Source organism: Pseudoalteromonas sp. 10-33 (assembly GCF_001469195.1).
Taxonomy (GTDB): Bacteria; Pseudomonadota; Gammaproteobacteria; order Enterobacterales; family Alteromonadaceae; genus Pseudoalteromonas.
In genome coordinates this window covers 704,649-726,723 of record NZ_LOFI01000001.1, presented here as the reverse complement: position 1 = coordinate 726,723, position 22,075 = coordinate 704,649, and the positions used below count along the sequence as shown (strand labels likewise).

The window sequence follows — 22,075 nt, the reverse complement described above, 5'->3', positions numbered from 1 at the left end:
TAAAAAAATTACAAAAGTTGAAATAATCAATACTTAAGCACTATGTTAGTAAAGTATGTTATTGACATTACTCCTAACTCTCCATACATTAAGTGCATGAACATATTTAATTCTCGCACTATTTTTTCTTTTTTTAGCTTCTTTATATAAAGAGGCTTGTCTGTTTGTGAGATAAATCAATCGAATAGTAAAGCCTCCCAACTGGGAGGCTTTTTTGTATATGCTGCGTTTACGCAGATTAATTTTGGAATGAGGAAACCAAAAATGACCAACGATGTTTTAAACACCTTAAGACATGATATAAACGAAATAGATTCTGATTTACTCGTACTGCTAGCTAAGCGACGTCGTATTAGTCACGGCGTGGTTGAATATAAAATAGCAAATAATAAACCCATTCGTGATGAGGCTCGTGAATTAGCATTGCTTGAAAAGCTTATTGGTTACGGTAAATCACTCGGCTTGGATGCGTATTATGTAAATAACGTTTTTCAAACAATCTTAGAAGATTCAGTACTGCATCAACAAGCCATGCTGCAAAAAAATCTAAACCCTGATGCTTTAAGTGAAACACATCGTGTAACTTACCTTGGTGGACAAGGTTCATATAGTCAGTTAGCTTGCCATAAATACTTTAGTCGTCGTCCAGGGAAGCTTGTTGAAATTGGTTGTTCATCGTTTGAAGAAATCACCTCAAAAGTAGAAAACGGACAAGCCGACTTTGGTTTACTTCCCATTGAAAATACAAGCTCAGGGAGCATTAATGAAGTATTTGATTTGCTTCAGCATGCGCAAGTCTCTATTGTTGGTGAAGTAACACACAGTGTTGAACATTGTTTATTAGCTTCACCGGACACTCAACTAGCCCAAATTACAAAATTATTTGCGCACCCTCAACCGTTTGCTCAATGCAGCCGCTTTTTGCAAGGGTTAGGTGATTTACAACAAGAAACCTGTGATTCAACATCCTCGGCGCTTCAATCTGCGCTAAGCACACCAAATAGCGCTGCCATTGGATCAGCCCAAGCCGGCAAGAATGTAGGACTCGAAGTTATTAAATCAAACTTAGCTAACCAAAGCGAAAACCACAGCCGGTTTATAGTCGTAGCGCGTAAGCCTTTACATGTGTCGAATCAAATACCAACAAAGACCAGTTTAATTATGTCTACTAAACAACAGGCTGGTTCACTTGCTGATGCACTGATGATTTTTAAGCTACACAAAATAAACTTAGTAAAATTGGAATCTCGTCCTACTCCGGGCAATCCGTGGGAAGAAGTGTTTTATGTTGATTTAGAGGCAAATCTAGCCGACGGCCAAGTAAAAGAAGCGTTAGAAGAACTTAAAGAACATACCCAGTATGTCCGCATATTAGGCTGCTACCAAAGTGAAACATTGCAAGCCGTCAGTGTTAATACTTAAATATAAAACTAAAAGGGGGCCAGATTCGGCCCCTTTTAGATTGCATTATTAATGTCACAAATTTAGTCGAGTACTTTAGCGTCATTCGCTTTGTTAAGTAAGCTGCGGCTTTGTGTTAAAAAATGCGCAGTAGAGTCTGAAAAATAAGATTTTGCATCGGCAAATGCATCTATTAACGCCGCTTTATTGCCATCCCTTAATTTTTCGAGTGTTTGTGCAAACGTATCTTGGTATTGAGCCAATAGACTTTCTACATCGTCAAATTGAGCTAACATAATATCTGAATAAAGTTCCGGAGATTGTGCAAACAAGCGTCCCACCATCATTAGTTCTAATTGGTATATTGGCGACGAACAGCTTCGTAACTCTGCCAAAGTATGGCTTTGTTTTGCTAAAAACTGCCCATAAACAAACGTTGTTAAATGTCGCATTACCTGAATTATTTGCATAGCTTCATCGTGTTTTTTAGCATCTAGCTCTACAAGCTGACATCCCCACACTTGTAACTGCTCTAATAGCCCTTTGGCCGCTTGATGATGCCTGCCTTCACAAACCACCACGGTTTGTTTTACCCAATGTGAAATATCTGGGCCAAACATTGGGTGCAAACCGACAACCGGGCCGCTATGTGCAGCCTTTAGCGCTTTAATTGGCGATTGCTTTACTGATGTTATATCAACAAGCAAACACTCTTCATCTAGTTTCGGTAGTTTAGCCACTACCGATTCTAAAGCATTAATTGGTACACTGATCATAACCAGTTTTGCGCCACTCAAAATTTTGTGAGCATCATCTTGTTGATCTTTATCTAGCACTTTAACTTCGTAGCCCGAGCGCATAAATTGCTGCGCGAATAACTGGCCCATTGCCCCCTGCCCCCCCACAATAACTATAGGAGAAAGCAATGGCGCAGCACAAGCTAGCTTAGCCTGCTGATTTTGATATGCTTCACGCATCATCCGTCTGAGAATGTCTTCTACTAAATCAGGGCTTACACTTTGGCTAATTGCTTCTTCCCGCCTTGCTGCTAGTAACTCAGCTTCACGTTCTGGTGCATGTAAAGGCGCACCTGTTTGCTGTTTGAATTCACCGATTTTTTGGGTAATACCATTACGTTTAGCTAGTAAGGCAACCAGCTGCGTATCACATTCATCTATGCCTTTTCTCAGCTGGGCTAAATCACTTATATCTGCCACGTTCAATCTCACCATAAAAACCAAATATCGTAAATATAAATTTACATGAAGGTAAACTAATCAATACAATAAATACTAACAGGATATGTAAACCGTTAAAAGAGCAGAGCAAATATAGATTAGTAAAAACCGAAGTTGTAGCACAGAGGTAATAGAGAAATAACTCACTGACCGTTAACCAACTTAACATTAGATTGCAAAGCGTATGCTTAATAATGTTTTAAAAAATTTGCGCATCGCAAAAAAACGGCTTATAACCACAAAAATTTTCAATAACATCTAGGAAAACTTTGGTTGTTAGAGTAATTAATACCTATTTGATTAATAGAATAATCTATTTGCTAGTTATTAAACCCTGTTGGTAGCACAAAAACTTATTGATTGTTCTGCATCATAATTATTAACGCGATTAGAGTTAATAATTTCCCCCTCAAACAAGTTAAATATTACAAAACACCTAAAGTCTTATTCAAATAAGTGTTCCTTTATAAAAACGAAAACGGGTTGCAATCCGAAGACTGCAACCCGTTTTTTTGCGTTGATAAACAGCGCGTATTAGTTAAGTTTTTCTCTAATACGTGCAGATTTACCAGAACGCTCACGTAGGTAGTAAAGCTTAGCACGGCGAACTGCACCGCGACGCTTAACTGTTACGCTATCGATAAGAGGGCTGTGCGTTTGGAATACACGCTCAACGCCTTCACCGTTCGAGATTTTACGAACTGTGAATGCTGAGTGAAGACCACGATTACGCTTAGCGATTACAACACCTTCAAAGGCCTGTAGACGCTCTTTAGCACCTTCTTTTACTTTTACCTGTACAACCACTGTATCACCAGGGCCAAATGCAGGTACGTCTGTTTTAAGCTGCTCTTCTTCAAGCGCTTTAATAATATTTTGGTTTACTTTTGCCATTATGTTTCTCACTTTCCTAGGTGTAACTGTCTTCTAGCCACAAGCTTTTTGGTACTCTTGCTGAAATTCTGCGAGTAATACCGCTTGCTCCTCAGTCAGAGCTAGGTTATGCAACAAGTCAGGACGTCGTAACCAAGTTCTGCCTAATGACTGCTTAAGCCGCCATTTTGCTATCGCTTGGTGATTACCACTGAGCAATACAGCAGGAACCTGTTTGTCGTCCAATGTTTCTGGTCGTGTATAGTGAGGACAATCTAGCAAGCCATCCGAAAATGAGTCTTGCTCTGCTGACTGGTTGTGTCCTAACACGCCTGGCACCAATCGCGCTACTGCGTCAATTAGTGTCATGGCTGGTAGTTCACCACCACTCAAAATAAAATCACCAATTGACCATTCTTCGTCAACGTATGACTCTATTATTCTCTCATCTACACCTTCATATCGACCGGCAATCAAAATCAGTTTTTCAGAGTTAGCTAATTCGCTAGCCCCTTGCTGATCAAGTTTGCGCCCTTGTGGAGACATATAAATTACTTTAGCACCGTCGCCTGCCGCTTTTTTAGCATCAAGGATGGCTTTTTCTAATGGTTTAACCATCATTAACATACCCGGTCCGCCCCCGTAAGGACGATCATCTACGGTTCTATGCTTATCTAAAGCATAGTCTCGAGGATTCCAGCAGTTAAAATCGATTAATCCATTTTTTACTGCGCGACCAGTAACCCCTTGTTGGGTAATAGCATCAAACATGTCCGGAAAAAGGCTTATCACCCCTACCCATAATGAACTAGTTTGAGTCATTAAAACCCAGGATCCCAGTCTACGGTAATTTCTTTTACGTCGTATTTAACCTCTTTTATAACTGAGTCAGTTAAAAAAGGAATTAAACGCTCCGATTGACCAAATGCATCTTTACTGTTTGCTTTCACAACCAGTACGTCATTTGAGCCTGTCTCCATCAAGTCATCAACAATGCCTAAGTTATAACCTTTATCAGTCATAACCGACATGCCAATGAGATCTCGCCAATAAAACTCACCTTGCGGGAGTTCTGGTAATTGCGTTGCATCCATTGAGATTTCTGCATGGGTATAAGCCATTGCTTCGTCTCGGTCGTTTACTTGCGCAAATTTAGCGATAAAGCCTTTGTTGTGGCGACGCCAGTCGACCACTTCTAAGGACTGCCATTTACCTTGTTGCCCTATCAACCACGGGCTGAAATCGAAGATCCCTGCGGGATCATCAGTAAATGAATGTACCTTAAGCCAGCCCTTTATACCATAAGGGGCGCCGAGCTTTCCTACGACAATTATTGATGAGGTGTTCTCTTGACTCATGGTTACACTTACGCCTATTAAGCCGCTTTACGAGCGTCTTTAACTAATTTAGCTACACGATCTGAAAGACCTGCGCCCTGACCTACCCAGTGATCTACACGAGATAAATCTAAGCGAAGTTTTTCTTCCTGACCCGAAGCGATTGGGTTAAAGAAACCAACTTTCTCGATGAAGCGACCGTCACGCGAGAAACGGCTATCCGCAACCACAATTTGATAGAAAGGGCGTTTTTTAGCGCCACCACGTTGCAAACGAATAGTTACCATACCGTCCTCTAAATAGATTGACTGTTTTCATTAATAAGATTTACTCCCCAGTATGGGGAGCCGGTGAATTGTACGAGTTTTTAGCAATAACGCAAGTAAGAAGTGAAGCAAAAAGCCAGTTTAGTAGGTTAAACCGTGATCTAGGCTAAAAATTAGAGCTAATGCAGTATTGAGTGCATAAATTATTCAACAAAAAAGGAGCGTTATGCTCCCTTTTTGTATTCATTGTGCTTAAATTAAACACAATGCTTATTCAATTTCTAGAATTTTGGACCGCCGCCACCCATCATGCCAGGTGGTAACATCCCTTTCATACCGCGCATCATTTTTTGCATGCCGCCTTTGCCTTTCATTTTTTTCATCATTTTTTGCATTTGCGTGAACTGTTTAAGTAGCTTATTTATCTCTTGTACTTGTGTGCCTGAACCAGCTGCAATACGCTTTTTGCGCGACCCTTTAATTATTTCAGGACGAGCACGCTCTTGCTTTGTCATAGAACTAATAATGGCTTCCATTTGGATAAATGTTTTATCACCCATTTGGCCTTTCACAGCATCTGGTAAGTTAGACATGCCAGGGAGTTTATCAAGCATCGACATCATCCCCCCCATATTTTTCATTTGCTTTAACTGATCAGCAAAGTCATCAAGTGTAAAACCGGCACCTTTAAATACTTTTTCGGCAACTTTTGCAGCTTGCTCTTTGTCCACTTTCATTTCGACTTCTTCGATTAATGAAAGTACATCACCCATGCCTAAAATTCGCGATGCAATACGATCAGGGTGAAATGGTTCAAGTGCATCGGTGCGTTCACCAACACCCATAAACTTAATTGGTTTGCCGGTTATGTGACGAATAGATAAAGCAGCACCACCTCGAGCATCACCATCTGTTTTTGTTAGTATTACACCGGTAAGCGGTAGAGCTTCGTCAAATGCTTTTGCAGTATTTGCCGCATCTTGACCTGTCATAGCATCAACAACAAATAGTGTTTCGATTGGATTTATCGCTGAATGAAGATCTTTAATCTCATCCATCATATCGCTATCCACGTGCAAGCGACCCGCAGTATCAACTAGTACCACATCGATAAATTTCTTTTTAGCGTGAGTAATAGCAGCTGTAGCAATATCAACTGGCTTTTGTGATATGTCACTTGGGAAGAAATCTACATCAACTTCCGTCGCTAGCGTTTCAAGCTGTTTTATTGCTGCAGGACGATAAACATCGGCACTTACAACAAGCACTGATTTTTTCTTGCGCTCTTTTAAAAACTTAGCAAGTTTACCCACACTGGTCGTTTTACCCGCACCTTGCAGGCCGGCCATCATAACAACTGCTGGCGGTTGTGCATTAAGGCTTAGCTCTTCGTTTGCTTCACCCATTGCTTTTTCAAGCTCTTCGCGCACAATTTTTACAAACACTTGTCCAGGCGTTAAGCTTTTAGTTACTTCAACCCCCACTGCACGTTCTTTAACTTGCTTTACAAAATCGCGAACAACTGGCAAAGCCACATCGGCTTCCAAAAAGGCCATGCGCACTTCGCGAAGAGTATCTTTGATATTGTCTTCTGTTAGGCGGCCACGGCCACTGATATTTTTTAAGGTTTTACCTAATCGTTCTTGGAGATTCTCAAACATGTATCGGTTCCGATAAAACGTTATACCAATTTAATTACGCAGCCGATTTAACTAGCGGCTCGACTAATGATATTGATATTATTAAATTTGAATTAAAAACAGTATACCGTAAATAGTGGCGGACAATACAGTGTTCAAGTGCAGTGAATTAAGTTTCTTTTTTAAGGTCTATTCATTTGCGTTGCTATAAAATACAATGCGTTTGTACTTGAAAGGATTTTTTTTGACTCAAATTAAGTGGCCCAAGCAAAATGCTGATTATCAGTTTAACTATTATCACCAGTATATTTTATGTGTTAGCAACGTCACATGTACTTTCACGGCTTTTTCATAAACAAGGCCCTAGCCAAAAAATAACGGTCATTTTAAGTACTGTCGCTATATTGGCGCATATGCTGTTATTGGTAAATTCGGTATTTAGATCTGACGGACAAGATTTAAGCATCGTAAATGTAGCACTGCTGACTTGTTGGGTTATTGTTGTATCTGTCACTGCCGTGTCGCTTAAGTTCCCAGCTACTTTATTATTGCCTGTGGTGTATGGATTTGCAGCGCTTTTAACTGTTGCGAGCTTATTTATACCCCATCATATATTACTGCAAAGTATAGACGTTGAGCTTGGTTTGGTTGCTCATATATCACTTTCCTTACTTGCTTATTGTATTTTGATTATTGCAACCTTATACGGCGTACAATTTTACTTTATAGACAAACGCCTTAAGCGCAAAGACCTCGCTATTGTGCACAGTCATTTGCCTCCACTGATGGTAGTGGAGCGCCAGTTATACCAACTTCTTAATCTTGGCACTGCACTGCTTACAGTTGCGCTCGTTTGCGGATTTATATTTCTCGATGGCATGTTTGCCAAAGAGTTTATCCATAAAACCATACTTTCGTTGGTAGCATGGGCAATTTTTGTTGTTGTCGCACTTGGCCATATTAAACAAGGCTGGCGTGGTAAACCTGTGGTCATTACCATCATGGTTGCAGCATTTATCCTCACATTGGCCTATTTTGGCAGCCGTTTTGTACAAGAAGTGGTGCTAAACAAGTTTTAACTTGACTCTAGTAGCTCACTCTAGCTTAATACGTATTGATTTATAAAAAAAGGATCCATCGTTGGACGACATATCGACAAGTACCCTGTTTATCACATTAGGATTATTGGTACTTTTTTCTGCTTATTTTTCTGGTTCAGAAACCGGGATCATGTCAATCAATCGTATACGCTTGCGACATCTTGCAAAGCAAGATCACCGCGCAGCTAAACGAGTCAGTAAGTTACTTAGCCGTCCCGATAGGCTTATAGGTCTCATTTTAATTGGTAACAACTTAGTAAATATAGCGGCGGCTCAAGTAGCCACTATCATAGGTATTCGTTTATATGGTGATTTAGGTATTGCGGTAGCAACAGGTGTGCTTACCTTAGTTGTACTTATATTTGCCGAAGTAACGCCTAAAACACTTGCAGCGCTCTATCCTGAAAAAGTAGCCTTCCCAAGCTCAGTAATCCTTAAAGGGTTACTTAAAATAATGTTCCCGTTTGTTGTAGTTGTAAACTGGCTAACTAACGGCATATTACGTTTATTTGGTATTAGTGCGGCTCAAATTGATGAGCACAGCATGAGTAAAGAAGAATTAAAAACGGTAGTTAATGAGTCAGGTGCTTTATTACCTGCTCGCCACCAGAGTATGTTGACTTCTATTTTAGATTTAGAGCAAGTCACTGTTGAAGACATTATGATCCCACGTAACGAAATTGTGGCGATTGATATAAACGACGATTGGAAAGTAATTAGCCGTCAACTAACACATGCGCAGCATACGCGTGTTTTACTGTACCGTGACAACATTGATGATGCCGTTGGTTTTATTCACTCACGTGATGCACTGCGCCTTTTAACAAAAGAGCAGTTTGACAAACCGTCGCTGTTGCGTGCCGTTCGCGAAATATACTTTATCCCTGAAGGGACCTCACTAAATACCCAGCTCTTTAAGTTTCAACAATCCAAAGAGCGAATTGGTATAGTGGTCGATGAATACGGCGATATTCAAGGATTAGTAACACTTGAAGACATTTTAGAAGAAGTGGTGGGCGACTTTACTACCACTCAAACGCGTACACCAAGTGAAGAAGTGACTACGCAATCTGATGGCTCCTTTATTGTTGATGGTGGCGCAAACGTTCGTGACTTAAACAAAGAAATGGAATGGGACTTCCCTCTTGATGGCCCTAAAACATTGAGTGGCTTAATTGTTGAATATTTAGAAGATATCCCCGACGCAAATATCAGCTTACGTATTGCGGGTTATCCATTAGAAGTACTCGAAGTAAAAGAAAACATGATTAAGTTAGTTAAAATACAGCCTAAAAAGCGTACTCGCCAATAACAAATAAGGAGCCAATAGGCTCCTTATTTACGCTGTTTTTCGATTACGTAAATAACCGTTCCAACCAACCTTTATCAAGTTCATCCTCACATCGTTTTAATTGCGCACCATAACGACTTGCTCTGTTTTTTACCTTGTTAGCTACGCTCATGAGCCACTTTTTTTTCTTGTAAGTGCCACGTTTATATCCACCCCAACCTTCATGATAATTGAGGTATTGAGCGTAAGCATCCCATTTAGAAATGCCGCTTACTTTATGCGTTTTATAAACAAACCATGCCATAAAGTCGATTGCATCATCAAAGTCATCTCTATCAGCTCCGCTGTTCCCTGTTTCACGAACGTAATCAGCCCAAGTAGGAGTTTTGGCTTGTGAATAGCCATATGCTGAGCTTGCTCTACCTGTTGGTATGATCCACAAAAAGTATTCCATTGGTGGCGCTGCATCGTGTTTAAATGAACTTTCTTGATACATCATGCTCATGAGCACATGTTTAGGAGAGCCCCATTTATCTTGCGCGTCTTTTGCATCAAAATACCAATCAGGCTTTTCTTCAAAAATTTTACAAAGATCATTTGGCTGTTTAGGGGGCGCTGTAGCACACCCGGCAAGGGTAAAAGCGAGAGTGAGAGATAAAATAAGTGCTTTTTTGTTCATTTTTTGTGTTCTCACTGAACTTTTATAAAAAGTGTTGGTCGTAATAATTAATGCAGCTGTATAGCATTGTTTCATCCCTGAATAGTATTTACGCAGCCATATAGGGCTGCGTTTTTTTTGCGTACGTGTTGAGTATCAGTTTTTATGGAAGTAATCATCTAAAAACACTGTAAACGACTGCGTATCTGCATCCTCTATACTACGCTGGGCTTCATTTGACTGCTCAACTTGCTGCTCAAGCCACGGTTTTAAAAACTCACTGTAGTCTGTGTTTACGTGGCTTTTCTTATACTTATTTGCTAAATCTAGAGCAAAGTGACCATTGTCTAAACCTGACTCTTTTAGTTTTGCTACGTATCGCCCAGAGTAAGTAAGTGAAGAGTCAGTGACCCATGTGCTCATGCGCTCAATTGTTTCTGAGTAGTAACTAACGCCGTAAGCTTTATCCATCCACTTTGCAACATCTGTTAATTGAGAGAATATTTGATGACCCCAAGATTGCAGACTACGCGGAGTATTATTATCATTGAGCATCAACCCTTGCTCTCTGCCCTGATTTACCACCGCATCTAAGTTTTCAGTACTACGAGCTTGTTCTTGCCAGTCCATTTGTGGTGAATCTTTTAATAAGCAATACGTTAAAAATACATCTAAAAAGTGAATTTGCTCTATATCGATACCCACTTCACTAAACGGATTTACATCTAGTGCACGAATTTCAACATATTCTATACCTGCTCTTAATAATGCATCCGTTGGTGCCTCACCACTGTTTGCATTACGTTTAGGGCGAATTGGCGAGTAAAACTCATTTTCTATTTGAAGAATGTTTTTATTTAACTGTTTTGGCTGTTCGCTAGTGTAGTCGTCAATGTCACTGTATATATCTGATGGCGTATTGATAGCTTTTTTCAAACCGGCAACGTATTCATCAAGCGAGTTATACATAACACGCAACGACGATTGTGCACTATTTGTGTACCCTAAGTTACCTAAACGCAGAGCAGTTCCTACCTCTAAATATAAGGTGCCTTTACCTAACTTTTTAAATGGTAAATCTGTTTTTCGACCTTGCAAAAATGAGTTACACAGTGCAGGCGATGCGCCAAACATGTAACTAATAAGCCACAGCTCACGTTTAAAGTTTCTTATCAGGGATAAATAACCATCAGATATAAAATCTTGCAAGCTCGCATTACTTTGCTTTAACGAGTACAGAGACTTCCAAAGTGACTCTGGAAAAGAGATATTAAAATGCACACCAGCAATAGCCTGCATCATACTGCCGTATCGATTTTTAAGCCCTTCACGGTAAAGCGTCTTCATTTTACCTATATTTGAGCTACCAAACTGAGCAAGTACAATATCGTCTTGATGATTTATAAAACAAGGCATACTGATGGGCCAAAGCAGTTCATCACCCATATTTTCAAGCGTAAATTTTTGAAGGTCGCGCAGCTGCTTCAGGGTCTGTGTTGATGACTCGCTAACAGGCGTAATAAACTCGAGTAAAGACTCCGAAAAATCAGTCGTTATGTGCCCGTTAGTTAATGCACTCCCCACCCCTTTTGGATGACCTTGAGAAGAAATAGCACCGTTACTTTGAATTCTTAGCGACTCGCGTTCAATGCCACGCTTAATGCCCTTAATTGCGTTTTGGTGTTCACCAGTTGATAACGCGTTAAGCGCATTTGTTAGATCATGTGTTGTCAAAAATATTTCCTCAGGCCACGTGGCGTAATCATTCGGTTATGGGGGCTAATTACCGATTACTCAAGATTAAATTGTTAAGAACAATATAGTTTTTTCAATTAGTCCTCATATCCATGATTTGAGCATACGCTTGATATAACTATCTTCATGCAATGATGTTGTAATCTTGCCATTGCTATTCACTTTATACAATTGCTTTACGTAGCTATTTGCTAATAAAGCAGTATTAAACCAAGCTGTTCAAAAGACCTGTAATTAATAATAAACAATTCAAACTTTATTTGGTAAACATTGTTAACTAAAAAAACTTGATACAGATCAATAAAGCATTAGATTTACCTCAAATATAAACATAAACGAGCTGTAATTTTGCTTTGTATAAATAACTGAATATACTTCAATTAATTAAAAAGGATGATAGTGAATACAATGCACAGTAATAAAACACTAATTAATGAAGAAGTTCATTTTGATGAGACACAAGAGCTTGTTTCAACAACCGATTTACGCGGTGTTATTACCTACGCTAATACAGAGTTTTGCACCGTTGCTGGTTACTCAATACAAGAGCTTGTTGGCAAAAATCATAATATAGTTCGCCACCCAGATATGCCCAAAGCGGCTTTCAAAGAAATGTGGGACACATTAAAACAGGGTCATTCTTGGCGCGGCATGGTCAAAAATCGCTGTAAAGATGGCCGTTACTATTGGGTTGACGCTTTTGTTACGCCAATTTTTGAACATGATCAGCTTGTTGGCTACCAATCAGTAAGAACAAAACCGAGTCAAGCGCTCAAAAACAAAGCGCAAAGCTTATACAACACCCTCAATGCCAATAAATCATTGTTCAGTATTCGCGAACAAACCGGAGTAAGGCAGAGTATTACCATCGCGTGTGTGTTACTTTGGTTAATAAGCTCTGTAGTATTTGCTACATTAGCCATTACTTTGCTTAACATTATTGTTTGTATATTAGTAATCGCCCTAAATTACGATGAGCTTGTTGCAACCCCTAAAATATTGCGCGAGCATAAAGCTAAATCGGACTCTGTTTCTCGCTATATATACAGCGGTACCACAGCCCACAGCGTTAGTGACTACAAAGAGCAACTGCTAAATGCCAAGTTGCGTACTGTACTTGGGCGAATGAAAGACTCAACTCTTAACTTTAATAGTATTGCGACTAATTTAGACAAACAATCAACACTTACAGAGCAAGGAATTGCTTCTCAGGGTGAGCGCTTGGAACAGATTGCATCTGCAATGACTCAAATGGGATCGACCATTGGCGAAATTTCAGTAAACACAGCTGAAACGGCCGATAAAGTAAACACAACACATAGCAGCTGCTCTGAAATCAAAATACACATTGCCAATAATAGCAATATGATTTCTGAATTAGCAGTGCAAGTTGAGCATGCAGCAACCACTGCAAGTAGCTTGGCCTCAGAAGCTGATAAGATTGGTCAGGTAATGAGTGAAATAGAAGGCATTGCAGATCAAACAAACCTACTTGCACTTAACGCAGCAATAGAAGCAGCTAGAGCGGGTGAACATGGCAGAGGGTTTGCTGTCGTTGCCGATGAAGTAAGAACTTTATCGTCTCGTACGCAAAGTGCTACAACACAAATTCACAGCTCAATAAAAGAAATACAAGATACTTTATTTAGCTGGTCAAAAGTGATGCAAGACACAAAAGAGCAAGCCGATAATTGCGTAAGTACCACAGAAAAAACGCAAGTGGAGCTAGAAGGTATTTTTTCTCAAATTAGTGAAATATCGCATTTAGCCATTCAAATATCGTCTGCAGCAGAAGAGCAACAAATGGTGAGTAACGATATCAGCAACAATGTGACTGATATTAAAGCCTTTGGCGATAACAATTTGAGTTTAAGCTTTGAAGTAGCTAAAGGTGCAGCAGAACTGGTTGAAGGCTCACGAAAAGTAAATGACTTGCTTTTAACTTTTAAAGTATAAACATTATAGGTTAAAAAACCGCTTAGTTTCAGGAGATAGGCAACTAAGCGGTTTTTATAATTATTTACCGGCTAGTAAATACTAACCCATCACTGCCAGCATCAATAACAATGACACATCCCGGAATATAATCACCATTAAGTAACTTTTGCGCCAACGGATTTTCAATTGTTTGTTGAATGGCTCGTTTTAATGGACGTGCACCATACACAGGATCAAATCCACTTGCAGCAATAGTGTCGAGAGCTGGGTCGCTAATTTCTAATAAGTACCCCATCTCAGTTAAACGTTCACGTAATTTCATTAGCTGAATGTCAGCAATTTCTTTAATATGCTGATTCGCAAGCGGATGAAATACCACGGTTTCGTCAATGCGGTTTATAAACTCAGGTCTGAATTCACTGATCAATACATCCATTACTTTTGATTTTAGTGTTGCGTAATCATTATTACCCGCCTGCTCTTGAATAATATCTGAACCTAAATTTGAGGTCATGATGATCACGGTATTTTTAAAATCAACAGTACGCCCTTGTCCGTCGGTTAGCCTACCATCATCAAGTACTTGTAATAAAATATTGAACACGTCAGGATGTGCTTTTTCTATTTCATCAAGCAGTATGACCGAGTATGGCTTTCTTCGAACAGCTTCTGTTAAATAGCCCCCTTCTTCATACCCTACGTATCCAGGAGGTGCACCTACTAAACGGGCAACAGAATGTTTTTCCATAAACTCAGACATATCAATGCGCACCATGGCATCTTCTGTGTCAAACATAAACCCAGCAAGGGCTTTAGTAAGCTCTGTTTTACCTACGCCTGTTGGCCCTAAAAACAAAAATGAGCCAATAGGTCGGTTTGGATCAGCAAGCCCAGCTCGGGAGCGACGAATAGCGTTAGACACCGCAACAACGGCCTCGTCTTGCCCTATTACTTTACTATGCAGTTTATCTTCCATTTGCAACAGTTTTTCACGTTCCCCCTGTAGCATTCGAGATACAGGAATACCTGTCCAACGAGAGAGTATTTCTGCAATTTCATCTTCGCCTACTTGGTTTTTAAGCAACGTCATGTCTTGCATTTCAGCTTGTGACGCTAAATCTAACTTGCGTTCAAGCTCTGGAATACGACCATATTGCAACTCAGACATACGCTGTAAATCACTTGCTCTTCGAGCTACATCTAAATCAAGCCGAGCTTGTTCAAGCTCCGCTTTAATTACTTGCGTACCTTGCAGTGATGCTTTTTCGGCATTCCAAATTTCATCAAGTTCGAGGTATTGCCCATCAAGATCGGTTATGAGCTCTTGCATTTCACTACGGCGTTTTTGGCTGGCTTCATCTTTTTCTTTAGCAAGTGCATTATCTTCGAGTTTTAACTGAATAATACGGCGCTCAAGTTTATCTAATGACTCCGGCTTCGAATCAATTTGCAAACGAATTGAAGAGCCGGCTTCATCAATTAAATCTATTGCTTTATCGGGTAACTGGCGGTCGCTAATGTACCGATGCGATAACTGAGCGGCAGCAACAATTGCAGGGTCTGTGATTTCAACTGAATGATGCAGTTCATAACGCTCTTTTAAGCCGCGCAATATTGCAATTGTGTCTTCAACTGAGGGTTCTTCAATTAATACTTTTTGAAAACGACGCTCAAGGGCTGCATCTTTTTCTATGTATTTACGGTACTCATCAAGCGTAGTCGCCCCCACACAATGTAGCTCGCCGCGTGCTAATGCTGGCTTGAGCATATTGCCTGCGTCCATTGCACCATCGCTTTTACCTGCACCCACAATAGTATGAATTTCATCAATAAATAAAATGACTTGGCCATCTTCTTTTGCCAACTCATTTAAAACCGATTTTAAACGCTCTTCAAATTCACCTCTAAATTTAGCACCAGCAACTAACGCGCCTAAATCAAGTGAAAGTACACGTTTATTTTTAAGCCCTTCAGGTACTTCACCATTAATAATACGCTGTGCTAAACCTTCTGCTATGGCTGTTTTACCCACTCCCGGTTCACCGATTAGTACCGGATTATTTTTTGTTCGGCGTTGTAATACCTGAATAGTACGGCGTATTTCGTCGTCTCGACCTATAACAGGGTCAAGCTTACCTTGCTCGGCACGCTCGGTTAAATCAATCGTGTATTTTTCTAATGCTTGACGCGTTTCTTCCGCATTCGGGTCGTCAACCTTTTGACCACCACGGATTGCTTTTATAGCGCTTTCTATTTTTGTTGCAGTGATATTAAGTGATCTAAATATATCTCCAAGCGGCCCTTTATCGTCGCATGCAGCCAACACAAATAGTTCGCTCGAAATAAATTTATCTTTGCGCTTTTGAGCGTATTTATCACATAAATTTATGAGCGTAGCCATATTATTTGATAACTGTACGTCGCCCCCAACACCTTCTACTTTAAAAAGCTTTTCTATTTCTTGAGACAGCTTTGTATTAAGCTCGTCTGCACTGACACCTGTTTGAGCAAACAAGGCACGAACGCTTGAACCACTCTGTTGGAGGAGTGCATACATTAGGTGAACGGGTTCTATAAATTGATGATCGCGCCCAAGGGCCAGCGATTGCGCATCAGAAAGCGCAGATTGAAATTTACTTGTAAATCTATCTAAACGCATGAGGGGTTACCTATTAAAAAATCTAATTGATTAATAAATGGGTATGTTGCACGATTTGTTCAAGGTACGAAAGAAAATATATTCGCTAAATGATTAATTACTTGCGCCAGATCAAACTAGCCATTCGCCCTGTTTGCCCATCTCTTCTATAAGAGAAAAATAAATGTGATTGAGAAACTGTGCAGTACTCACCACCAGCAATAGTTATTACCCCTAGCTGTGATAATAAAATACGCGCAATACCGTATATATCAGCATAATACTTGTTATTGGATTGCGGCTTGAATGCATCTGAGAATAGAGGCGATTGATTATTAAATGCTTCAAAAACCTCTACACCAACCTCAAACCGATCAGGCCCTATTGCCGGACCAAGCCAAGCATATATATTTTCTGGTTTAGCGTTAAAGCATTTAAGTGCATTTTGAATAATACCTTGCTTTAGCCCTCGCCAGCCGCCGTGAATAGCTGCTACCTCAGTCCCATCATTACTTGCAAGCAATATAGGTAGGCAATCGGCAGTCATTATAGCCAAAGGTTGTTCAACTAGGCGCGTATAGAGTGCATCGGCATTATGTAATTTATTAAAATCAAACTGCTGATCAACTGTAATTACATCTGCGCTGTGAATTTGATTTAGCCAGATAGCTGGATTTGGAAGAAGGTTATTTAATACTGAGCGATTTTTTAAAACGTTAGCTTGGCTATCATTAACATGAAGCCCCAAATTTAAACTGTTATAGGGTGCCTTTGATACGCCGCCTTCACGTGTGGTACTGAGGGTACTCACATTGTGAAGGCTTTGCCATGTTGCCGATAGCAACTGCATTATCTATCTATATCTGGGTTAGCCTGAGTATCTTCACGAAGTGCTAACGTCATTTCTACCATATCATCTGGAATAGGTGCTTGCCACGTCATCATTTCGCCCGTGATTGGATGCGCAATACTTAGTTTTACCGCATGTAACGCTTGGCGTTTAAAACTTCTAAGCAGTTCAAACAATTGCGGTGTTGCACCCTTTGGTGGACGCGGACGACCGTTGTATGACTGATCACCAATTAATGGGTGGTTCAAATAAGCCATGTGTACACGAATTTGGTGAGTACGGCCTGTTTCTAAACGCAAGCGCAAACGCGTATGCGCACGAAATTTTTCAGCAACACGGTAATGAGTAATAGCAGGCTTACCCATTTCATGCACAGCCATATGAGTACGCTGTGTTGCATGGCGACCAATTGGTTTTTCAACCATACCACCCGCTGTCATAGTACCGTTACAAAGCGCTTCGTATTCACGAGTGAAGTTTTCGCGTTTTTGTAGTGCCTTAACAAGGTGTGTTTGCGCCTGAATTGTTTTAGCAACAACCATTAAACCTGTTGTATCTTTATCTAAGCGATGCACAATACCTGCTCGTGGAACATTAATAATGTCAGGGTAATGGTGTAATAATGCATTAAGCACTGTGCCATCTGGGTTACCAGCACCAGGATGAACCACTAATCCCATAGGTTTATTAATAACTAAAATATGGTCATCTTCATAAACAATGTTTAAGTCGATATTTTGTGCAAGATATTCACGCGGTGCTTCAATGGTTGTTTCAACATTTAACACTTCACCGCCTAACAGTTTTGTACGCGGTGTGTTTAATATTTCGCCATCAACGGTGATTTTATCATCCAAAATCCACGTTTTTATACGTGAACGTGAATAATCAGGGAACAATTGCGCTAATACTTGGTCTAGACGTTTACCACCTAAGTCGGTTGGAACCTCGGCTTGAAGAGAAATTTGCTCTGTCATTCGTAACTTTACCCAATTTACCAGTGCAAGCTTTGCTCGACTGGGTTAGAATCGCTTTTAATAAAAGCATAATATAATACGTATAGTTTACTCGGTTTTACCGACTTGGCCTAGCCGAAGACATCGAAGGTAACAAATAAAATGATAAATAAAATAGGGAAACGTGCATTTGCCATCGTTTTTTCAGTTTCGATACTTAGTTTAGGTGCCTGTTCGTCAGCACCTGACCAAGAAGACATTCAACGTGTACCAAACAGATCAGCACAAGCTTTATACGAAGATGCAAAAGAAACACTAGATTCAGGTTTATATGCCCGTGCAATTGAGCTTTTATCAGCGATTGATTCGCGCTACCCATTTGGGCCATTCTCAAAACAGGTGCAAATGGATTTAGTGTATGCACACTACCAGTCGGGTAACACTGAACAAGCATTAGCAACCATTGACCGTTTTATCCGTTTGAATCCAAATCATAAAGATCTAGATTACATGTATTACATGCGTGGTTTGGTAAATATTAAAGCAGACAAAAACGCGTTCCAAGAATACTTTGGTATTGATAGAGCTGACAGGGATGCTAACAGAACCCGCGTTGCTTTTACTGATTTATCAACACTTGTAAAACGTTTTCCACAAAGCGGTTATGCACCAGAGGCAAAACGTCGTTTAGTATGGTTATTAAACCGTATGGCACGTTACGAGCTAAAAGTAGCTACATACTACTATGAGCGCGAAGCGTACCTAGCAGCTGCTAACCGTGGTAAATTTGTAGTTGAACACTACTCGCAAAGTAGTTACTTAAATGCAGCCCTTGATATGATGCAAAAAAGCTATGAAAAGTTAGGTTTAACCGAATTAAGCCAAAACGCTAAAAAAGCACAAGCACTGAATAAAAGAACACAGTAAATACAAAAAAGGCGCTTTAAAGCTGTCTCTTGATCACAAGTCTGACTCAAGAGATTTTGCTAAATTGTAGCCTTCAAGGATGGCTTGTAATTTAAGCCATCCTTGCCATAACACTTTCACAGATGCACGCCCTGTGCGCTTGGTATCTTTCCAACCCCCTAACTTTGCCAGTTCTCGATACGCCCATGACATATTTGGAGCGGTTTCAGGCAATGGTGTTTTTATTCTCTTTAACCACAATAACTTCCATGCTTTAGGAGGTAGCAGTTGTTCACAACTTGGAGAATCAGGCTGCTCATTGGTGAACTTTAGTTGCAATATTCGCGTCGCAATAAACCCATTAATCGTCACCAACCTTTCCATGTTATCTTGGCTTTGAAGGCGTAAACTTTCGATATTCGTGCCATCACTTTTCCAGACTTTATGGTATTCCTCAACAAGCCAACGGTGCTCATAGTAGGTGATGATGGCTAAGGCGTCTTCTTTGCTGGTGACTGGTTCACTAGTTAATAAGTGCCAGCTTAAATCGTTCTCAGCGTTTCCTCGCTCTGCACAGCCGACATAGTAAACTGGGAGAGAGTGTCCTTTTTTATTGTAAGGCACTTTCAGTGTCACTGGCGCATAGGTGATATCCAGTGTTGCGCTTCGGGCTTTTCTTCCTCCTTTTTGTGCAATGTGGATTTGTTTGGTGCCTGCACTCATCAGCTCGCTTGCAAACGCATAAAGCTTATCCTCACCTTCTTCAATATGACGACTTTGCATTGAGCGTACGACGAATCGTTGCTGCTCGGTTAGTTTATACTGCAAGTATTCGTAGATGTCCGCTTCGCGGTCACACACCGATATCACGTTCGCCATTTGTCCTTGCAGCCGCTCTGCCATCGCTCGTGACGCTAACTCCCACTTGTAACTTTCTTTTTCTTCATAAGAAGTCGTCGCGTGTTTTTCCCTTTTTCCAATCGTGTTGATATTACGGCTCCAGCGAGACTGTTCAATTAATCCCACAACGTGCTTTGTGTCTGGCGCAAACAGCAATACGCTATGAGCTAACAAGCCTCGTTGTTTTGCTCCTCGTCCGACATGACCCAAATCATCTCGAATGGAGGAATGTTTATAAATTAGTGTGGTCGTGTCTTCTAATGCGAGCAATAAGTTATGACTTTTGGCCTGTTCAACCGTGGCTTTAAAGCCTGACTTTGCAATAGCCGTTGCGTCAATATTCTCGTTGCGAATAAAGCGGTAGGCACCTTCCATATCGGCGGGGGATTGAGTGATGTTCACAAGCGGTTTTCCTGGTTCATTTGCAAGCGTTGATGCTAACTTTACCAGACGCGCTGTTCTTCTTGGATAACCTAAGTCCGATTTACCGAATTGTTGTTTTGCCCAATGAGTATGTTCGTTAATCATAATGTGCCCTCAAACAAGATTTGAAGATCTGATCATGACATTGGGATTTAGTTCAAAAAAATCCCCGCTAATTTCTTAGCAGGGATTTGTGTATAAGAGACAGCTTTAAAGCGCCTTTTTACTGCCTAAGCTATTTAAGCTTAAATTAAATTGCGTCTTCATCTTCTTCTGCGGTACGAATACGAACTACACGCTCAACCTCAGTGACAAATATTTTACCGTCACCAATTTTTCCGGTTTGTGCAGTTTTTACAATAACCTCAATAGCACGGTCAACATTTTCGTCAGCCAATACGATATCAAGCTTCACTTTTGGCAGAAAATCAACCATATATTCAGCACCACGATAAAGCTCAGTGTGCCCTTTTTGACGACCAAAACCTTTTACTTCACTCACTGTCATGCCGTTAATGCCCACCTCTGACAGCGCCTCGCGTACATCATCAAGTTTAAACGGTTTTATAATTGCTTCTATTTTTTTCATATTAATTACTTTTTAAAGCTTTAGATGCCACGATTTTAGACAATCATAAGGTTCATAGCAAACAAAGCAATTGAATTACGGTGATAAATTAATCAGCCATGATATAATTTTGGCCATATAAGAATCGTAATATAAAAATTAGCTGTAAATGAGATCGTTATGAAGATTAAACAATCAGGATTCACACTTTTAGAATTAATGGTAACCGTCGCAATTGTTGGCATTATAGCGTCTATCGCTTTTGGAATAGTAGCGACATGTTAGAAGAAAACCGTGCTGAAAACTTTTTACTTGAACTGAAAAGAAACATTAGCTACGCGCGTTCTCAAGCGGCAAGCACCGATGAAATAGTTGTTATATGCGCAGCACAACACGGCGAAGTTAAAAACCAAAATGATAATATGCAATGCCGAAACCGATGGGATAGAAATAAAATCATTATTGTTTTTATCGACTCTGATAACAGTGGACACTACAACAAATCTACCGATTCTTTATTACGCGTTATGGAAAAAATTAGCCTGGAAGATAAAGTTAAATTTACAGGTAACGCTAAGCGACTACGGTTTAATACCAGTGGCCGAATTACAACAAACCCAGGAGAGTTTGTTTTTTGTCCTAACAGCGGCACAGATAACAATAAAGCCCTCAGCGTATCACAATCTGGTACGGCGTTTTATTTAGGTGATAGTGCAAAAACCTGCGGTTAAAAAACAACCAATTTAGCTTGTCATATTTTATTCATTTACTAAACTAAATTAAAAGATAATTAATTTAGGACTTCAGGGATGAGGTTATCAATATCGAAATGTAAAGGGATCACGCTTCTTGAACTAATGCTTACACTCGCTGTCGTAAGCATTATCAGTCAAATTTCTATGTGGTACTACCCAGATTTTCTAGCAAAAAACCGACTAGAGAACCACGTTAACCTTCTTCATCGAACTATCAATTATGGTCGACTTTACGCAATTGAAAATAGTACTTTCGTTACTCTTTGCTCATTAAACGAAGGCGAGTGCTCAAAAGATGAATGGGATGGTCAAATGTCTTTGTTTATCGATCTAGATAAATCAACAACATTAGATGACGATGAATTGTTACTTAGTACCTTTGAAAGAATAAATGAGGCTGATGCGCTTGAATACCCTCGTACTGCAATTACTTTTCGCCCTGATGGCTCATTAAACGGTTTTCAAAATGGGACGTTTATTTACTGCCCAAATGAAAAAGCCAACCTAGAAGGGTTGGCTTTGTCAGTGAGTCAAACTGGCAGAATACGGATTAAATCAACCGATAAGTGCCAAAAAAATTAA

Annotated in this window: 19 protein-coding genes and 1 pseudogene; 7 read left to right on the top strand and 13 right to left on the bottom strand. The window is 40.1% G+C overall.

Features of this window, described 5'->3' with window-relative positions; genetic code table 11:
• Positions 1–264 precede the first annotated feature (264 nt).
• The gene (locus ATS76_RS03365; RefSeq protein WP_058551021.1) at positions 265–1,422 is read left to right on the top strand and encodes a chorismate mutase; all 1,158 of its coding nucleotides are present in this window, start codon (positions 265–267) and stop codon (positions 1,420–1,422) included.
• A 62-nt stretch (positions 1,423–1,484) separates the two neighbouring features.
• On the opposite strand, the gene tyrA is transcribed toward ATS76_RS03365, so the two are convergent.
• The 6 genes from tyrA to ffh all read right to left on the bottom strand — a co-directional run bounded on the left by tyrA (position 1,485) and on the right by ffh (position 6,776).
• Positions 1,485–2,618, bottom strand: a complete 1,134-nt coding sequence (tyrA, locus tag ATS76_RS03360; RefSeq protein WP_058551020.1) for a bifunctional chorismate mutase/prephenate dehydrogenase — start codon at positions 2,616–2,618, stop codon at positions 1,485–1,487.
• Between the two features lie 555 nt (positions 2,619–3,173).
• On the bottom strand, positions 3,174–3,533 hold the full coding sequence (rplS, locus tag ATS76_RS03355) for a 50S ribosomal protein L19 (RefSeq protein WP_008132530.1): 360 nt from the start codon (positions 3,531–3,533) through the stop codon (positions 3,174–3,176).
• Positions 3,534–3,566: 33 nt separating this feature from the next.
• Positions 3,567–4,334, bottom strand: coding sequence for a tRNA (guanosine(37)-N1)-methyltransferase TrmD (trmD, locus tag ATS76_RS03350; RefSeq protein WP_058551019.1), 768 nt, complete (start codon positions 4,332–4,334; stop codon positions 3,567–3,569).
• Positions 4,334–4,870: a ribosome maturation factor RimM gene (gene rimM / locus ATS76_RS03345; RefSeq protein WP_058403461.1), complete on the bottom strand. Its 537-nt coding sequence runs from the start codon at positions 4,868–4,870 to the stop codon at positions 4,334–4,336. Before rimM ends, trmD begins: the two co-directional genes overlap by 1 nt.
• Before the next feature lie 17 nt (positions 4,871–4,887).
• Positions 4,888–5,136, bottom strand: a complete 249-nt coding sequence (gene rpsP / locus ATS76_RS03340) for a 30S ribosomal protein S16 (protein ID WP_006792801.1) — start codon at positions 5,134–5,136, stop codon at positions 4,888–4,890.
• A gap of 260 nt (positions 5,137–5,396) precedes the next feature.
• On the bottom strand, positions 5,397–6,776 hold the full coding sequence (gene ffh / locus ATS76_RS03335) for a signal recognition particle protein (protein WP_006792800.1): 1,380 nt from the start codon (positions 6,774–6,776) through the stop codon (positions 5,397–5,399).
• A 251-nt stretch (positions 6,777–7,027) separates the two neighbouring features.
• On the opposite strand from ffh, the gene ATS76_RS03330 reads away from it, so the two are divergent.
• Positions 7,028–7,834 carry a cytochrome C assembly family protein gene (locus tag ATS76_RS03330; protein ID WP_058551018.1) on the top strand — a complete coding sequence of 269 codons (807 nt, stop codon included), beginning with the start codon at positions 7,028–7,030 and terminating at the stop codon, positions 7,832–7,834.
• A gap of 61 nt (positions 7,835–7,895) precedes the next feature.
• Positions 7,896–9,167, top strand: coding sequence for an HlyC/CorC family transporter (locus tag ATS76_RS03325; RefSeq protein WP_152995619.1), 1,272 nt, complete (start codon positions 7,896–7,898; stop codon positions 9,165–9,167).
• Positions 9,168–9,210: 43 nt separating this feature from the next.
• On the opposite strand, the gene ATS76_RS03320 is transcribed toward ATS76_RS03325, so the two are convergent.
• Together ATS76_RS03320 and gshA are read right to left on the bottom strand one after the other, a co-directional pair.
• A complete protein-coding gene (locus tag ATS76_RS03320; RefSeq protein WP_058551061.1) occupies positions 9,211–9,825 on the bottom strand; it encodes a transglycosylase SLT domain-containing protein in 615 nt (204 codons plus the stop codon).
• A 135-nt stretch (positions 9,826–9,960) separates the two neighbouring features.
• Positions 9,961–11,538 carry a glutamate--cysteine ligase gene (gene gshA / locus ATS76_RS03315; protein ID WP_058551017.1) on the bottom strand — a complete coding sequence of 526 codons (1,578 nt, stop codon included), beginning with the start codon at positions 11,536–11,538 and terminating at the stop codon, positions 9,961–9,963.
• Between the two features lie 429 nt (positions 11,539–11,967).
• Here gshA and ATS76_RS03310 point away from each other — a divergent pair, with 429 nt between their 5' ends.
• Positions 11,968–13,515, top strand: coding sequence for a methyl-accepting chemotaxis protein (locus ATS76_RS03310; RefSeq protein WP_058551060.1), 1,548 nt, complete (start codon positions 11,968–11,970; stop codon positions 13,513–13,515).
• Between the two features lie 64 nt (positions 13,516–13,579).
• Here ATS76_RS03310 and clpB read toward each other — a convergent pair whose 3' ends face one another.
• The 3 genes from clpB to rluD all read right to left on the bottom strand — a co-directional run bounded on the left by clpB (position 13,580) and on the right by rluD (position 17,962).
• A complete protein-coding gene (gene clpB, locus ATS76_RS03305) occupies positions 13,580–16,156 on the bottom strand; it encodes an ATP-dependent chaperone ClpB (RefSeq protein ID WP_058551016.1) in 2,577 nt (858 codons plus the stop codon).
• Between the two features lie 97 nt (positions 16,157–16,253).
• The gene (gene pgeF, locus ATS76_RS03300) at positions 16,254–16,985 is read right to left on the bottom strand and encodes a peptidoglycan editing factor PgeF (RefSeq protein ID WP_058551015.1); all 732 of its coding nucleotides are present in this window, start codon (positions 16,983–16,985) and stop codon (positions 16,254–16,256) included.
• Positions 16,985–17,962, bottom strand: coding sequence for a 23S rRNA pseudouridine(1911/1915/1917) synthase RluD (gene rluD, locus ATS76_RS03295; RefSeq protein WP_006792792.1), 978 nt, complete (start codon positions 17,960–17,962; stop codon positions 16,985–16,987). The genes pgeF and rluD overlap by 1 nt, the downstream gene beginning before the upstream one ends.
• Before the next feature lie 141 nt (positions 17,963–18,103).
• Here rluD and ATS76_RS03290 point away from each other — a divergent pair, with 141 nt between their 5' ends.
• The gene (locus ATS76_RS03290; RefSeq protein ID WP_058551014.1) at positions 18,104–18,868 is read left to right on the top strand and encodes an outer membrane protein assembly factor BamD; all 765 of its coding nucleotides are present in this window, start codon (positions 18,104–18,106) and stop codon (positions 18,866–18,868) included.
• A 33-nt stretch (positions 18,869–18,901) separates the two neighbouring features.
• On the opposite strand, the gene ATS76_RS03285 is transcribed toward ATS76_RS03290, so the two are convergent.
• The gene (locus ATS76_RS03285) at positions 18,902–20,275 is read right to left on the bottom strand and encodes an IS4 family transposase (protein ID WP_058551013.1); all 1,374 of its coding nucleotides are present in this window, start codon (positions 20,273–20,275) and stop codon (positions 18,902–18,904) included.
• A gap of 145 nt (positions 20,276–20,420) precedes the next feature.
• Entirely contained in the window at positions 20,421–20,759 is a 339-nt protein-coding gene (locus ATS76_RS03280; protein WP_058551012.1) for a P-II family nitrogen regulator, read from the bottom strand.
• 159 nt (positions 20,760–20,918) lie between these two features.
• Between ATS76_RS03280 and ATS76_RS03275 the strand changes: the two are divergent.
• Both ATS76_RS03275 and ATS76_RS03270 read left to right on the top strand, forming a co-directional pair.
• Positions 20,919–21,469: pseudogene (locus ATS76_RS03275) on the top strand (GspH/FimT family pseudopilin).
• 78 nt (positions 21,470–21,547) lie between these two features.
• Positions 21,548–22,075 carry a GspH/FimT family pseudopilin gene (locus ATS76_RS03270; protein WP_058551011.1) on the top strand — a complete coding sequence of 176 codons (528 nt, stop codon included), beginning with the start codon at positions 21,548–21,550 and terminating at the stop codon, positions 22,073–22,075.

Coding starts and splice junctions, on each gene's coding strand:
- rpsP (WP_006792801.1), bottom strand. CDS start 5,136: ATGGTAACTATTCGTTTGCAACGTGGTGGCGCTAAAAAACGCCCTTTC.
- ffh (WP_006792800.1), bottom strand. CDS start 6,776: ATGTTTGAGAATCTCCAAGAACGATTAGGTAAAACCTTAAAAAATATC.
- rplS (WP_008132530.1), bottom strand. CDS start 3,533: ATGGCAAAAGTAAACCAAAATATTATTAAAGCGCTTGAAGAAGAGCAG.
- ATS76_RS03280 (WP_058551012.1), bottom strand. CDS start 20,759: ATGAAAAAAATAGAAGCAATTATAAAACCGTTTAAACTTGATGATGTA.
- ATS76_RS03365 (WP_058551021.1), top strand. CDS start 265: ATGACCAACGATGTTTTAAACACCTTAAGACATGATATAAACGAAATA.
- ATS76_RS03320 (WP_058551061.1), bottom strand. CDS start 9,825: ATGAACAAAAAAGCACTTATTTTATCTCTCACTCTCGCTTTTACCCTT.
- rimM (WP_058403461.1), bottom strand. CDS start 4,870: ATGAGTCAAGAGAACACCTCATCAATAATTGTCGTAGGAAAGCTCGGC.
- ATS76_RS03330 (WP_058551018.1), top strand. CDS start 7,028: ATGCTGATTATCAGTTTAACTATTATCACCAGTATATTTTATGTGTTA.
- rluD (WP_006792792.1), bottom strand. CDS start 17,962: ATGACAGAGCAAATTTCTCTTCAAGCCGAGGTTCCAACCGACTTAGGT.
- ATS76_RS03310 (WP_058551060.1), top strand. CDS start 11,968: ATGCACAGTAATAAAACACTAATTAATGAAGAAGTTCATTTTGATGAG.
- ATS76_RS03285 (WP_058551013.1), bottom strand. CDS start 20,275: ATGATTAACGAACATACTCATTGGGCAAAACAACAATTCGGTAAATCG.
- ATS76_RS03270 (WP_058551011.1), top strand. CDS start 21,548: ATGAGGTTATCAATATCGAAATGTAAAGGGATCACGCTTCTTGAACTA.
- clpB (WP_058551016.1), bottom strand. CDS start 16,156: ATGCGTTTAGATAGATTTACAAGTAAATTTCAATCTGCGCTTTCTGAT.
- ATS76_RS03290 (WP_058551014.1), top strand. CDS start 18,104: ATGATAAATAAAATAGGGAAACGTGCATTTGCCATCGTTTTTTCAGTT.
- trmD (WP_058551019.1), bottom strand. CDS start 4,334: ATGACTCAAACTAGTTCATTATGGGTAGGGGTGATAAGCCTTTTTCCG.
- pgeF (WP_058551015.1), bottom strand. CDS start 16,985: ATGCAGTTGCTATCGGCAACATGGCAAAGCCTTCACAATGTGAGTACC.